Source organism: Actinospica acidithermotolerans (assembly GCF_018139625.1).
Lineage (GTDB): Bacteria > Actinomycetota > Actinomycetes > Streptomycetales > Catenulisporaceae > Actinospica > Actinospica acidithermotolerans.
Genome location: NZ_JAGSOH010000040.1, coordinates 21,988 through 35,641 on the forward strand (window position 1 = coordinate 21,988; position 13,654 = coordinate 35,641).

8 protein-coding genes are annotated in these 13,654 nt (G+C 71.3%); 5 read left to right on the forward strand and 3 right to left on the reverse strand.

Features of this window, described 5'->3' with window-relative positions; translation table 11 throughout:
- Positions 1–23: 23 nt before the first annotated feature.
- The 3 genes from KDK95_RS15405 to KDK95_RS15415 are packed head-to-tail and all read right to left on the reverse strand — an operon-like array spanning position 24 to position 6,711.
- Positions 24–3,044, reverse strand: coding sequence for an NACHT domain-containing protein (locus KDK95_RS15405; protein WP_212518847.1), 3,021 nt, complete (start codon positions 3,042–3,044; stop codon positions 24–26).
- A 40-nt stretch (positions 3,045–3,084) separates the two neighbouring features.
- Positions 3,085–4,875 carry an ABC-F family ATP-binding cassette domain-containing protein gene (locus KDK95_RS15410; protein ID WP_212518848.1) on the reverse strand — a complete coding sequence of 597 codons (1,791 nt, stop codon included), beginning with the start codon at positions 4,873–4,875 and terminating at the stop codon, positions 3,085–3,087.
- Positions 4,876–4,926: 51 nt separating this feature from the next.
- Positions 4,927–6,711 carry a dolichyl-phosphate-mannose--protein mannosyltransferase gene (locus tag KDK95_RS15415; RefSeq protein WP_306466543.1) on the reverse strand — a complete coding sequence of 595 codons (1,785 nt, stop codon included), beginning with the start codon at positions 6,709–6,711 and terminating at the stop codon, positions 4,927–4,929.
- 46 nt (positions 6,712–6,757) lie between these two features.
- Between KDK95_RS15415 and rsmI the strand changes: the two genes are divergently transcribed.
- The 5 genes from rsmI (at position 6,758) to rsmA (ending at position 13,387) form a co-directional block, all read left to right on the forward strand.
- The gene (gene rsmI / locus KDK95_RS15420; RefSeq protein ID WP_307844371.1) at positions 6,758–7,621 is read left to right on the forward strand and encodes a 16S rRNA (cytidine(1402)-2'-O)-methyltransferase; all 864 of its coding nucleotides are present in this window, start codon (positions 6,758–6,760) and stop codon (positions 7,619–7,621) included.
- A gap of 26 nt (positions 7,622–7,647) precedes the next feature.
- The gene (gene metG / locus KDK95_RS15425; protein WP_212518851.1) at positions 7,648–9,246 is read left to right on the forward strand and encodes a methionine--tRNA ligase; all 1,599 of its coding nucleotides are present in this window, start codon (positions 7,648–7,650) and stop codon (positions 9,244–9,246) included.
- 185 nt (positions 9,247–9,431) lie between these two features.
- Complete coding sequence (locus KDK95_RS15430) at positions 9,432–10,334, forward strand: TatD family hydrolase (protein WP_212518852.1); 903 nt, start codon at positions 9,432–9,434, stop codon at positions 10,332–10,334.
- A gap of 283 nt (positions 10,335–10,617) precedes the next feature.
- A complete protein-coding gene (locus tag KDK95_RS15435) occupies positions 10,618–12,417 on the forward strand; it encodes a resuscitation-promoting factor (protein WP_307844372.1) in 1,800 nt (599 codons plus the stop codon).
- A 31-nt stretch (positions 12,418–12,448) separates the two neighbouring features.
- Positions 12,449–13,387, forward strand: a complete 939-nt coding sequence (gene rsmA / locus KDK95_RS15440; RefSeq protein WP_212518853.1) for a 16S rRNA (adenine(1518)-N(6)/adenine(1519)-N(6))-dimethyltransferase RsmA — start codon at positions 12,449–12,451, stop codon at positions 13,385–13,387.
- The last annotated feature ends 267 nt before the right edge of the window (positions 13,388–13,654 follow it).

Consider the following 13,654-nt stretch of genomic DNA (forward strand, 5'->3'; position numbering starts at 1 on the left):
GGAGTTGTGCCCTTATATGACTGCTACGGGCGGGTCACTCGGACGGACGGGAGTTGTGACTGCACGGCGTCCACCTGCGCCGCGTCTGGCATTGGGGCACGGAGGGTCAGGTCGGCGAGGTTCGGGAGGCGGCGGAGTTCGGCGATCTCGGCTGCGGTGGGGATGCCGGCGCACTCGACGCTCGTGAGCCGCGCCAGGCGGGCGATGCCGCGGAGGTTGCGGCGGTCGGGGAGGTTGTCGATGCGGAGACGGCTGAGGGGCAGGTCCGCCGGGATCGGGCCGAGGCCGGCGGCCAGGCGGTCGTCGCGCAGGACGAGCATGGTGATGCGGCTGCCGGAGAGCGAGGCCAGGTCGGCGCGTTCCATGTGGTAGAGGTGCAGTTCGGTGACCCCCGTGTCGCGCAGCGGCGAGAGGTCGGTGAGGAAGGTGCAGCCGGAGAGCTGGAGGGTCCGCAGCGACGCCGACTCGCGCAGCGGGGAGACGTCGCGGAGCGCGTAGTTCTGGAACAGGTTCAGCCGCGTCAGGTCCGGGATCTCGGCCACGGGGCCGAGCGGGGTCAGGTCGCCCGGGACGTTGAGGTGGTGCAGGCCGCGGAGGTGGTGCAGCAGGAGGACCTTGTGCCAGCCCTGCACCTTGACCTCGCGGTCGCCGAACTCGATGTCGGCGAGCACGGTGCGCGCGTAGTCCTCGGGGTTGTCGGACTCGCGCCAGGCGCGCAGCAGCTCGTCGACCACCATGGACTTGTCGACGAGGGAGAAGGCGCGGATCTTGTCGATCGAGGCGGCGCCGCCGATGGTCGCGATGGTGCGCACCACGTGCGCCATCTGCTGCTCGCTGAGGCCCTCCGGGCCCGGGAGGAGTTCGAGCACGAACTCGCCGGCCCTGGCGAGCAGCGCTGCCTCTTCGAAGCTGGAGGGCGGGATCAGCCTCGCGGCAGCGCGCTCGACGGTGGCGCGGATCTCGTTGTCGTCGAGCACGTCGGCCTGCTCGAGGCTCGCGGCGGCGAGCAGGTGCAGACGGTCGGCGAGGCGGCGGTCGTGCTGCGCGGCCTGGTTTCCGCGCAGCAGGTCGCGCAGCAGGGCCGCTCGCTCGCGGGGCCGCGCGTGGGCGACCGCCATGATGACGACCTCGTGCCACTGGTCGAGGTGCGCCTGATCCAGCAGGAAGCTGAGATCGCCGGCCTCGACGATCTCCTTGGCCGCCAGGTAGTCGCGGAAGGTGCGGTGCACGAACTGGATCTGGCCCGAGCGCGGCTCCTGGAACAGGCCGGTGCGCTCCAGGACGTAGCGCAGCACCCGCTCCGGGTCCTCGCCGTGGCTGCGCATTCCGCGCATCGCCGCCGCGATCCGCCGCGCGGCCTGCTCCCGGTCGACGACGAGATCCTGGTTCCTGACCATCGAGTACGCGAACCGCTGCAGCAGGATCGTCTGCTCCTCGCGGCTCGGCGCGCCGCCGGTGCCCTCGACGCCCAGGCCGTGCTGCTCGTTCCAGCGGAACAGCAGCAGGTCGAGCGCCGCCGACAGCAGGCTCTTGCGGTCGCGCGGCAGCTCCATGTCGCGGTCCTGGTAGAGCGCGCACAGCAGGCCGCACAGCAGCGGGCTGGTGGCCAGCCGCCGCAGCTCGGGGCGCGGGCCCTGCATCAGCTCGTCGAGGCCGACCCGGCACTGGTCGAGCCACTCCTGCCGTGCCTCGTCCTGGTCCCGCTTCGCGGCCTCGTGCCAGGAGTGGAGGAAGTCGCGGATCCCCTTGGCGCTCAACGGGAGCAGGTCGAAGCCGTCGAAGGAGTACGGCGCCTGTCCCAGCCAGCGCGTCGGCACGGCGAAAGGGCGCACGGTGACGACGTAGCGGGCCTCGGGGTACGCGTCGACGAGCCCTTCGATCCACGTCTGCACCTCGGCGCGGCGCTCGGCGGCGAGCTCGTCGACGCCGTCCACGAGCAGCAGCGCGCGGCCGGTCGCGAAGGTGCCGGTGGCCCATGTGCCGGGGCGCTCGCCGTCGATCGCGGGGGCCGTGACGGCCGGCAGGTCCTCGACCTTGGGCAGCGGGCGGTTCGTGAAGTCGCGCAGCCGGACGACGTACGGCACGACCTCGCCCCAGGGCCCTGATTCTCCGGTGAGCCGGCCGGCCGCGCCGTTGGCCGCGAGCCAGCTGAGCAGCGTGGTCTTGCCGCTGCCCGCGCTGCCGCGCAGCACCACCCGCTTGCGCCCGGAGAGCGCGGTGGCCACGGCCACGCCCGCGCCGGTGAGCTCCTCCTCGCTGGCGGGCGAACCGGCGTCGGGGTCGCTCGTACGCGCGACCGTCAGACTGATGTAGCTGTCGTCGAAGGACTGCCTGCTCGGCTCGCGGCCGCGGTTGACGCCGAAGAGTTCGAATCGGCCGAAGCCGCGGGCCACGTGATCGAGGTAGCGCGGCTCGAAGGGCGGTACCGGCAGTTCGGCCGGCAGCGGCGGGACGCCCGGATGCGGTTGGACCGGCACCTGGTTGACGATCACGATCGGCGGCTCGGGCCGCGGCGAGCGCATCAGCGTCTCGAGCGTCTGCCGGATCTCGACGACGAACTGCAGGATCGCCTTGTTCACCTCGGTTCCGGCGTCGGAGCGGCGCTCGAACTCCGCGATCATCAGCGGGCTCACGGCGCTGATCAGCCATTCGTAGGCGAAGTGCGCCCCGACGGTGACCGGCTCAGAGCCGGCGGCGTCGGCGCTGTGCGAGGCCAGCAGGGCGGCGAGACGGTCGGCGCGCATCGCGGCGGCCAGGACCGGATTCGTCTCCGTGGCGCGCGCCGAGTGGATCGCCTCGCGCAGCCGCAGCATCGCGGCTTCCCAGTCGTCCCGGTGGATCTCGGGGTGCTCGCGCATCCCGTCCGCGAGCAGACGCTCGGCCATGGGGTCGCCGATGGCCTTGGCCTCGGCGGCGATCCGCTTCCTCGCCTCGCGGTCGAGCCGCACCCGGCCGCCGAGCACCGTCAGGACGTGCGCGACGAGTTCTCCCACGACGTTCTGCAGCAGAGTACTGAGAACGCCGATCTCTTCCCCGCTCAGCATGGTTCCAGTGTCGCAGGCCGTCGCGGGACCGGTCACGGGATCAGTCGGCGAGCAGCAGCCATTCCTCTTCGAGCCGCTCGCGCTCCTCCGTCAGCTCCCTGAGCTTCGCGTCGAGATCGGCGATCTTCGCGTAGTCGGTCGCGGCGGCCGCCATCTGGTCGTGCAGATCCTTCTCCTGGCCGGAGATCCGGTCCAGACGGCGCTCGATGCGGGCCATGTCCTTCTGCGCGGCACGCTGGTCCTTGGCCGAGGAGGACGACGGCGCGGCGGCCGTGGCGGACGCGGGCGCGGGAGCGGCGGCCGCCGCGCGGCGTTGCAGGTACTCGTCGACCCCGCCGGGCAGCATGCGCAGCGTCCCGTCGCCGAGCAGCGCGACGATGTGGTCGGTCGCGCGCTCCAGGAAGTACCGGTCGTGCGAGATCACCAGCAGCGATCCGGGCCAGCCGTCGAGCAGGTCCTCGAGCGCGCGCAGCGTGTCGATGTCCAGGTCGTTGGTGGGCTCGTCGAGCAGCAGCACGTTCGGCTCGCCCATCAGCAGCCTGAGGAGCTGCAGGCGGCGGCGCTCGCCGCCGGACAGGTCGCCGACCGGCGTCCACTGCTTCTCGCCGGCGAAGCCGAAGCGCTCCAGCAGCTGCGAGGCGGTCATCTCGCGGCCCTTGCCGAGGTCGATGCTCGACTTGATCTCCTCGACCGCCTTGAGCACCTTCAGGTTCGGGTCGATCTCGGTGATCTCCTGCGAGAGCACGGCGGGCTTGACGGTCACGCCGGTCACCACGCGGCCGGCGGCGGGCTGGACGGCGCCGGTCAGCAGCCGCATCAGGCTCGTCTTGCCGGCGCCGTTCACGCCGACCAGGCCGACGCGCTCACCCGGTCCGAGCTGCCAGGTGACGTGCTCGAGCAGCGTGCGCCCGGTGTCCCCGGCGCCGACCCGGTAGCTGACGTCTTCGAGCTCGTAGACGGTGCGGCCGAGGCGGGCCGAGGCGAAGCGGGTCAGCTCCGCGGAGTCGCGCGCGGGCGGCTCGCTGTCGATCAGCGCGTTGGCCGCCTCGATCCGGAACTTCGGCTTCGAGGTGCGCGCCGGGGCGCCGCGGCGCAGCCAGGCGAGCTCCTTGCGCAGCAGGTTCTGCTTGCGGTCCCAGTCGGCCTCGGCGATCCTGGCCCGCTCGGCCCGGGCCAGGATGAAGGCCGAATAGCCGCCCTCGTAGGCGTGCACCTGGCCGCCGGCCACCTCCCAGGTGTGGTCGCACACCTCGTCCAGGAACCAGCGGTCGTGGGTGACGACGAACAGCGCGGAGCGGCGCTGCCGCAGGTGCCGGGCCAGCCACGCGATGCCCTCCACGTCGAGGTGGTTGGTCGGCTCGTCGAGCAGGATCAGCAGATCGCTCGAGTCCGGCTCGATCAGCGCCTTAGCCAGCGCGATCCGGCGCCGCTCGCCGCCGGAGAGCGGGCCGACGACCGTGTCGAGGCCCTGCGGGAAGCCCGGCGCGTCCAGGCCGCCGAACAGGCCGGTGATCACGTCGCGGATCTGCGCCTGCCCGGCCCACTCGTGCTCCTCGCGGCCGCCGAGCAGCTGGGCGCGGATGGTGGCCGCGGGATCGAGCTCGTCGTGCTGGCCGACCACGGCCAGGTGCGTGCCGCCGCTGTGCACGACCCGGCCGGCGTCCGGCTGCTCCTGCCTGGCCAGCAGCTTGAGCAGCGTCGACTTGCCGCCGCCGTTGCGTCCGACCACGCCGATCCGGTCGCCCTCGGCCAGGCCCAGCGACACCCCGTCCAGGAGCGTCCGGGTGCCGTACGCCTTGCTGACTGCCTCGATGTTGACCAGATTCGCCACGCGGAAAGCCTACGCGGTCCGCGCGAGGGTGGGATCCAGGCCGGATGCGGGCTAGATCCAGGATTGGAACCACATGTGCGAGGACCAGTCGCTGTACGAGATCGTCTGGTCCGTGTAGATCGGGTAGAAGTAGATGAAGATGCCGACGATCGCGACGACGATCGCCCCGCCGACGGCGGCTCCCCACGCCCTGCGCACCGGAGGCGCGTCCGCCCGGCCGATGATGGCGCCGACGCTGGTGGCCGCGGCCAGGCACATGAACGGCACGAAGATCACGGCGTAGAACGAGAAGATCGTGCGCTCGGCGTAGTGCATCCACGGCAGGACGCCCGCCGCGATGCCGCACAGGATCGCGCCGGAGCGCCAGTCCCGGCGGGCGATCCACAGCCAGAGCAGGTAGACGATCGAGGCCGTGGCCAGCCACCACAGGAACGGGTTGCCGAGCGCGAGCACCTCCTGCGAGCAGCTCTGCATGGCCGCGGTGCAGCCGTCCGTGCCGACCTTCGGCGAGCTGTAGTCGAAGGCGACCGGACGGCCCATGACCAGCCAGGACCATGGATTCGACTGATAGGGGTGCGGGGACTGGAGGTTCGCGTTGAACTGGTACTCGGAGTGCACGTAGTTCCACAGCGAGCGCAGCCAGTCCGGCACCAGCCACTGCGTGAGCTGCTTGCTGAAGGGGAGGTCCGGGAAGCCGGCGGCCGGGTTCGAGTTGGCCCAGAAGCGGTTGTAGCCGCCGCCGTTGGACGTGTTGAAGATCCAGCCCGCGTACGAGGCGATGAACACGACGACCATCTGCACCGGCAGGGTCAGAAAGGCCCAGCCGACGTCGCGGCGCAGCGTGGAGATCGAGGGGTTGCGCAGGCCGAGGGCGCGGCGCGTGCCGCGGTCCCACAGGATCGTCAGGACGGCGAAGGCCGCGACAAAGAAGACGGCGTTCCACTTGGTCGCGGTCGCGCAGCCGAGCATGAAGCCGGCCAGGATCCGCCAGGGGCGCAGGCCGAACTTGGGCCCGTGCTCGCCCTTGAGCAGCGGCGTCCCCGACAGGTGCTCGTCGGCCCAGTCGGCCGCCTTCTCCCTGACCTTGTCCCGGTCCACCACCAGCGCGCCGAAGCCGGCGAGCACGAAGAACATCTGGATGCCGTCGAGCAGGCCGGTGCGCGCCATCACGAAGGACAGGCCGTCGAAGCTGAGGAACAGGCCCGCGATGACGCCGATGAGCGTGGAGCGGAACATCCGGCGCGCAGTTCGGGTGAGGATGAGGATGGCGAGCGTGCCGAGCACGGCCTCGCTCAGGCGCCAGCCGACCGGGTTCAGGCCCCAGACCTTCTCGCCGAGGCCGATGATCCACTTGCCGATCGGCGGGTGGACCACGTACTCGGCGCCGGAGGCGAACTTCGCGGTGCCCTGGCTGCCGTAGCCGCCGCTGCCCGCGAGCGCGGGGTCGGCGGCCGAGGAGGTCTGCCAGTTGTGCTCCCAGCCGTAGACCCACATCGACCAGCCGTCTTTGGCGTAGTACGTCTCGTCGAAGATGATCTTGTTGGGGTTTGCCAGGTTCCACAGCCGCATGAACCCGCCGATGAACGTCACGACCAGCGGCATGATCCAGCCGGCGCCCCGGAAGAACTCGGGGTAGTACGGCGGGACCAGCCGCTCGCGCAGCGGGGGGCGCCCCTCCGGGCGCGGGCCGCCCTCCGGCCGCCACCAGGTCTTTCCGCGCTCTATGCGGCGCCAGCGCCGCCGCGCCTGCGGCCCGGGCAGCCCGGCGTAACCTGCCTCGGCCACCTCGTCCTCGGTCAGCTTGGCGTCATCCACGTCGCTCTCCACGCGCGCCATCGTATTGATTGCGTCTGAGAACGCGTAGTAAGCGAAGATGGTCGTCGTGAAACAGCTACAAACCGAGGGTCTGCTGGTGCTCGCCGGAACCCCGATCGGCGACCCCGCGGACGCCCCGCCCCGGCTGGCCGAGCAGCTGCGCACGGCCGACGTGGTGGCCGCGGAGGACACCCGGCGGCTGCGCCGGCTGACCCAGGAGCTCGGGGTGGAGCCGGCCGGGCGGATCGTGTCCTACTTCGAGGGCAACGAGGCGGCCCGCACCCCCGAGCTGGTCGCCCGGCTGGCCGAGGGCGCGCACGTGCTGCTGGTCACCGACGCGGGGATGCCCTCGGTCTCCGATCCGGGATACCGGCTGGTCGCGGCCGCGGTGGAGGCCGGGATCCGGGTCACCGCCGTACCCGGGCCCTCCGCCGTGCTGACCGCTCTGGCGCTGTCCGGGCTGCCGGTGGACCGCTTCTGCTTCGAGGGCTTCCCGCCGCGCAAGGCCGGCGAGCGCTCCCGCGCGCTGGCCGCGCTGGCGCACGAGCCGCGCACGATGGTCTTCTTCGAGGCGACGCACCGGATCGGCGAGACCCTGGAGGCGATGGCTGAAAGTTTCGGCGCGGACCGGCCCGCCGCCGTCTGCCGGGAGCTGACCAAGACCTTCGAGGAGGTCAAGCGCGGCACCCTCGGCGAGCTGGCCGCGTGGTCGAAGGACGGGGTGCGCGGCGAGATCACGGTCGTGGTCTCCGGCGCCGCGCCCGCCGGGCCGGCCGAGCACACCCCGGAGAGCCTGGCCGCACTGGTGAGCGCCCGCGAGGAGGCCGGCGAACACCGCAAGACGGCGATCGCGGCGGTGGCGGCCGAGTTGGGGCTGCCCAAGCGCGAGGTGTTCGACGCGGTGGTCGCCGCGAAAACCGGGACGGACTGAGGTTCGCGAGCCCGTAGAATTCCGACATGGCTTCCAGCGACAAGTCCTACTACGTCACCACGCCGATCTACTACGTGAACGACGCGCCGCACATCGGCAGCGCCTACACGACGACGGCGGGTGACGTGCTGACCCGCTGGCACCGGCAGCGCGGCGAGAACGTGTGGTACCTGACCGGCACCGACGAGCACGGCGAGAAGCTGCTGCGCACCGCCCGGGCGAACGGGGTGAGCCCGCAGGAGTGGACCGACAAGCTGGTCCGCGAGGCCTGGCTCCCGGTGCTCGAGACGATCGACGCCGCGAACGACGACTTCATCCGGACGACGGAGAAGCGGCACACCGAGCGGGTGCAGGAGTTCTGGCAGAACCTGCACGACGCAGGCGAGGTCTACAAGGGCTCGTACGAGGGCCTGTACTGCGTGGCCTGCGAGGAGCACAAGCTCCCGGGCGACCTGGAGGAGGGCACCGGCGAGTACGCCGGCCAGCTGGTCTGCAAGGTGCACCACCGCCCGGTGGAGACCATCCGCGAGGAGAACTACTTCTTCAAGCTGTCGCAGTACACCGACAAGCTCCTCGCCTACTACGAGGAGCACCCGGAGTTCGTGCAGCCGGCCACGGCGCGCAACGAGGTGGTCTCGTTCGTCAAGCAGGGCCTGCAGGACCTGTCGATCTCGCGCACCAGCTTCGACTGGGGCATCCCGATCCCGTGGGACACCAAGCACGTGCTGTACGTGTGGATCGACGCGCTGCTGAACTACGTGACCGCGGTCGGCTACGGCTCGGACGAGGAGAAGTTCGAGCGCACCTGGCCCGCGGACGTGCACCTGGTCGGCAAGGACATCCTGCGCTTCCACGCGGTGATCTGGCCGGCGATGCTGATGGCGGCCGGGCTGCCGCTGCCGAAGAAGGTGTTCGGCCACGGCTGGCTGCTGGTCGGCGGCGAGAAGATGTCGAAGACGAAGCTGACCGGCATCGCCCCCGCCCAGATCACCGACCACTTCGGCTCGGACGCGTACCGCTACTACTTCATGCGCGCGATCCCGTTCGGCCAGGACGGCTCGTTCTCCTGGGAGGACCTGAACGCCCGGTACACCTCGGAGCTGGCCAACGACTACGGCAACCTCGCCTCGCGCGTCGCGGCGATGGTCGGCAAGTACTTCGGCGGCGTGCTCCCCGAGGCGAGCGCCCACGGCCCGGCCGAGCAGACCATCGCCGACGCGCTGGCCGCCGCGGTCGCGACCGCGGACGAGCGGATCGGCGAGGCGCTGGACTTCCAGGGCGGCCTGAACGCGGTCTTCGACTTCATCAAGCTGGTCAACGGGTACCTGACCGAGCAGGAGCCGTGGAAGGTCGCCAAGGACGAGTCCGCCGAGGGCCAGGCCCGTCTCGCGACGATCCTGTACACGGCCGCCGAGTCGCTGCGCGCCGTCGCCGTCCTGCTGAACGCGGTCATGCCCAAGTCCTCCGCGGCCCTGTGGGACTCGCTCGGCGCCGAGGCCTCGCTCGGCGAGCTCGCCAAGCAGCCGGTGCAGGACGCGGGCCGCTGGGGCCAGCTCCCGGCCGGCTCGGTCGTGACCAAGGGCGCGGTCCTCTTCCCGCGGCTCGAGGAGCGCGCCGAGGGCTGAGGCCCCGATTCCGACACGAAACGGCCGGTCCCCCGCGGGGACCGGCCGTTCTCGTCGCGGTGTCCGCGGCACCGTTCACGGAGATGCCGGTGCCGGTGCTGGTCCTGCCCTGACGAAGTTGTGGCCGGCTGCGCGGCGACGAACGCGATGTAGGCCCGGTGGCCAGGGCCCGTAGACTCGCGCGCATGGCCAGCAGCAAGTCCAAGGACAAGAGCAGGACGCAGGACACGCCGCCGCCGGTGCCGGAGCCGCTGCCGGCGCCGGTGGCGGATTCGCACACGCACCTCGACATGCAGGGGCGCACGGCCGAGGAGTCGCTGAAGCTGGCGGCTTCGGTCAACGTGGCGACGCTGGTCCAAGTGGGTTGCGATGTGCGTTCGTCCGAATGGGCGGTTCAGCAGGCTTCTGCCTTCCCGGAGATCCACGCCACGGTCGCGCTACACCCGAACGAGGCGCCCCGGCTCGTCTTAGGCGATATGGATGAATGGGCCGGGCACGGGGCGCGGCGCCCCGCCGGCGGGGAGGCGGCGCTGGAGGCGGCGATCGGGCGGGTCGCCGAACTGGCGGCGCGGCCGGAGGTCGTCGGGATCGGGGAGACGGGGCTCGACTACTTCCGCACCGGGCCCGAGGGGGTCGCGGCGCAGCAGCTCTCGTTCCGGCGGCACATCGCGCTGGCCAAGGAGTTCGGCAAGGCGCTGGTGATCCACGACAGGGACGCGCACGAGGACGTGCTGCGGATCCTGCGCGAGGAGGGCGCGCCCGATCGGGTGGTCTTCCACTGCTACTCCGGGGACGCGGCGATGGCGCGGGTGTGCGCGGAGGCGGGCTACTACCTCTCGTTCGCGGGGCCGGTGACCTTCAAGGCGAACGACGCCCTGCGCGAGGCGCTGCGCGTCACGCCGCTGGACCGGGTGCTCGTCGAGACCGACGCCCCGTTCCTGACGCCGGTGCCCTTCCGGGGGCGGCCGAACGCTCCGTATCTGATCCCGTACACTGTCCGTTCGATGGCCGAGACGCTGGCCGTGGACCTGCGGGAGCTGTGCGTAGCCCTCGACGCGAACACGCGCCGGGTATTCGAACTCGTGTAACCATTTCTCGACAACCTCTTCGAGCTAGGCCAAATAGGTCATTGGTAGGAGAAAGCTCACACTCCTGGACGGTTGGCTGTCCCGGAATGCACTGATTTGGCTGAGCAGTCAAGGTGCTTATCGGACAAAACGACCTCGACTGACCCCCGGGCGGGCTATGGCGACCTTGCCCCGGAGTCGGTTACAGTCCGATGCTCGGTAGCCGGATCGGTGGAACCGGCGCGGGCCCCGGTCCGCGTCCGGCGGCGCGCGAAGCAGTCGAGCGCCGCCTTCGGAACCCGCCGTGCCCGGGATCATCGAGGTCTGGAGTCTTGTGAGCGGTACGCGCTCGAACCCCCCTCATAGCCCCGACTACGGAGCCGACTACACGCAGGGCGGCTACGCCGACCTGTCGGGCGGTCAGACCGGCGGCTACGCCGGGGCGACGTACTTCGCGGGCGCCGAAGGGTCGTCCGAAGCCGCCGAGTACTACTACGAGGACCAGTACAGCCAGCAGCAGTACCAGTACAGCGAGTACGACCCGCAGGGTCAGTACGCCGAGTCCTCGGCGGATCAGCACCAGCAAGGCCAGTACGAGCAGACCGGCTACCAGAGCTACGAGCCGAGCTACTCGGGGGACGCGAACGCGTCCTACGACGCGAACCCCGCCGACTACGGCGAGTACTCCGGGCAGTACGACGGATACTCGAACCTCGGCGGCGGCAGCGGCTACGCCGAGCCCTCGTACGCCGAGAGCGCGTACGCGGCCGAGCGGTACGCCCCGACCGCGCTGGCCACGGAGACCCTCGTCGCCGACCCGGCGATGCCGGACACCTCGTCCCTGGGCCTCGGCCCGGACGCCCCGGCGGCCGCGCCGGCGCCGGACACGGCCGCCGTGCCCACTCCGCGCCGCTCCCGCGCGAAGAACGCCGCGCCGAGCCGGCCGGCGTCGAGGACCGACGGAGCCGCGGCGAAGCCCGACGGCGTCGGCAAGCCGCCGAAGGTGCTACGCACCCGGCCGCGCACCGGCCCGCTCGGCCGGATCGTGCAGGGCACGGTGCTCGCCGCGCTGATCGGCGGAGCGATCACGTACGTGGCCTACGACAAGTCGATCACGCTCAGCATCGACGGGCAGACCCAGACGGTGCACACCTTCGCCGGCACGGTCGGCGCGGTGCTCACCGCGGACGGGATCAGCACCGGCAGCAAGGACGTGGTCAGCCCGGCGCCCGGCAACTCGGCGTCGAACGACGAGACCATCACCGTGCGCTACGGCCGCCCGCTGAGCCTGAAGGTCAACGGCGTCTCGACGACCGCGTGGGTGCACTACCCGACGGTGGCCGGCGCGCTGCAGGAACTCGGCGTGCGCACCAGCGGCGCGAGCACCTCGGAGCCGATGTCGGCGGACATCCCGCGCTCCGGGATGACCGGCCTGGTCGTCTACACGATGCGGCACGTCACCTTCCTGGTCGACGGCAAGACCGTGCAGCTGAACACCACGGCCGCCACCGTCAGCGCGGCGATGGCCCAGGCCGGGATCACGCTGCACAACCAGGACGCGCCCTCCGTCGCGGCGGCCTCGGTGCCGACCGACGGCGAGACGATCTCGATAAACCGGATCACCGGGACGACCGAGACCAAGCAGGTCTCGATCCCGTTCCAGGTCACCAAGGTCAACGACTCGACCCAGTACGTCGGCACCACCACCGTCACCACGCAGGGCGTGGACGGCGAGGAGACGGTGACGTACGCGGTGCAGGTCGTCAACGGCGTCAAGCAGGCCCCGAAGCAGATCTCCGAGACGGTGACCAAGCAGCCGGTCAACGAGGTCGAGTCGGTGGGCACCAAGGCGCTGCCGACCAGCGCGTCGAGCCTGAACTGGACGGCGCTCGCGACCTGCGAGTCCGGCGACAACCCGAGCGAGAACACCGGCAACGGGTTCTACGGGATGTACCAGTTCACGATCAGCACCTGGGACTCGCTGGGCGGCACCGGCCTGCCTTCGGACGCGAGCGCGGCGACCCAGACGGCGCTGGCCGAGAAGCTGTACGAAGAAGCGGGTTCCGGACAGTGGCCGGTGTGCGGTCACTACCTGTTCAGCTGAGCAGGCCACGGTCGCCTCTAGAATCGGTGGCATGCGGCAATCTGCACAGCTGAACGAACCGTCCGAGGGCGATTCGGCGGGACCGGGCGGAGGCGAAGCCTCCCTGCTCGGCCCCGCCGACGTGCGTCGGCTGGCGGACCGGCTCGGCGTGCGCCCGACCAAGCAGCTCGGCCAGAACTTCGTGATCGACCCGAACACCATCCGGCGCATCGTCGCCTCCGCGCGGCTGAGCCCGGACGACGTGGTGGTCGAGGTCGGCCCCGGCCTCGGCTCGCTCACCCTCGGGCTGCTCGACGCGGCGCGGCGGGTGGTCGCCGTCGAGATCGACCCGGTGCTCGCCGAGGCGCTGCCCGGCACGATCGCCGAGCGCGCGCCCGGGCTGGCCGGCAACTTCGAGCTCGTGCACAAGGACGCGCTGCGGCTGACCGAGCTGCCGGGGCCGGCCCCGACCGCGCTGGTGGCGAACCTGCCGTACAACGTCGCCGTGCCGGTGCTGCTGACCATGCTGGAGCGCTTCCCGAGCCTGCGCCGCGTGCTGATCATGGTGCAGGCCGAGGTGGCCGACCGGCTGGCCGCGGAGCCCGGCGGCCGGGTCTACGGCGTGCCGAGCGTCAAGGCCCGCTGGTACGCCGACGTGCGCCGGGCCGGCTCCATCGGCAAGAACGTCTTCTGGCCGGCGCCGCACGTCGAGTCCGGCCTGGTGGCCCTGGAGCGGCGCGAGCCCCCGCGCGGGGACGTCGGGCGCGCCGAGGTCTTCGCCGTGGTGGACGCGGCCTTCGCGCAGCGTCGCAAGACCCTGCGGGCGGCGCTCGGCGGCTGGGCCGGTTCCCCGGCGCGGGCCGAGGAACTGCTGCGCCGCGCCGGGGTTGATCCCGGCGCACGGGGGGAGTCCCTGGGCGTGGCAGAGTATGCCGCGATCGCGGCGGCGCGCGCCGCCGCGGAGGAGTCGAAGGAGTCTGGGTCGTCGTGATGGCCGCCGAGCATTCGCCGTGGGACCAGACGGCGGCACCTTTCCAGCCGGAGAAGGGTTTCGACCTTGAGCGCCGCTGAGCAGCCGCCGTGGGACCAGACGGCGGCACCTTTCCAGCCGGAGAAGGGTTTCGACCTTGAGCGCCGCCGAGCATTCGCCGTGGGATCAGACGGCGGCACCTTTCCAGCCGGAGAAGGGTTTCGACCTTGAGCGCCGCTGAGCAGCCGCCGTGGGACCAGACGGCGGCACCTTTCCAGCCGGAGAAGG

What these genes read in the sequence shown, in the direction of transcription:
- KDK95_RS15405 (WP_212518847.1), bottom strand. Translation starts at nt 3,044, where the DNA reads ATGCTGAGCGGGGAAGAGATCGGCGTTCTCAGTACTCTGCTGCAGAAC.
- KDK95_RS15415 (WP_306466543.1), bottom strand. Translation starts at nt 6,711, where the DNA reads ATGGCGCGCGTGGAGAGCGACGTGGATGACGCCAAGCTGACCGAGGAC.
- metG (WP_212518851.1), top strand. Translation starts at nt 7,648, where the DNA reads ATGGCTTCCAGCGACAAGTCCTACTACGTCACCACGCCGATCTACTAC.
- KDK95_RS15430 (WP_212518852.1), top strand. Translation starts at nt 9,432, where the DNA reads ATGGCCAGCAGCAAGTCCAAGGACAAGAGCAGGACGCAGGACACGCCG.
- rsmA (WP_212518853.1), top strand. Translation starts at nt 12,449, where the DNA reads ATGCGGCAATCTGCACAGCTGAACGAACCGTCCGAGGGCGATTCGGCG.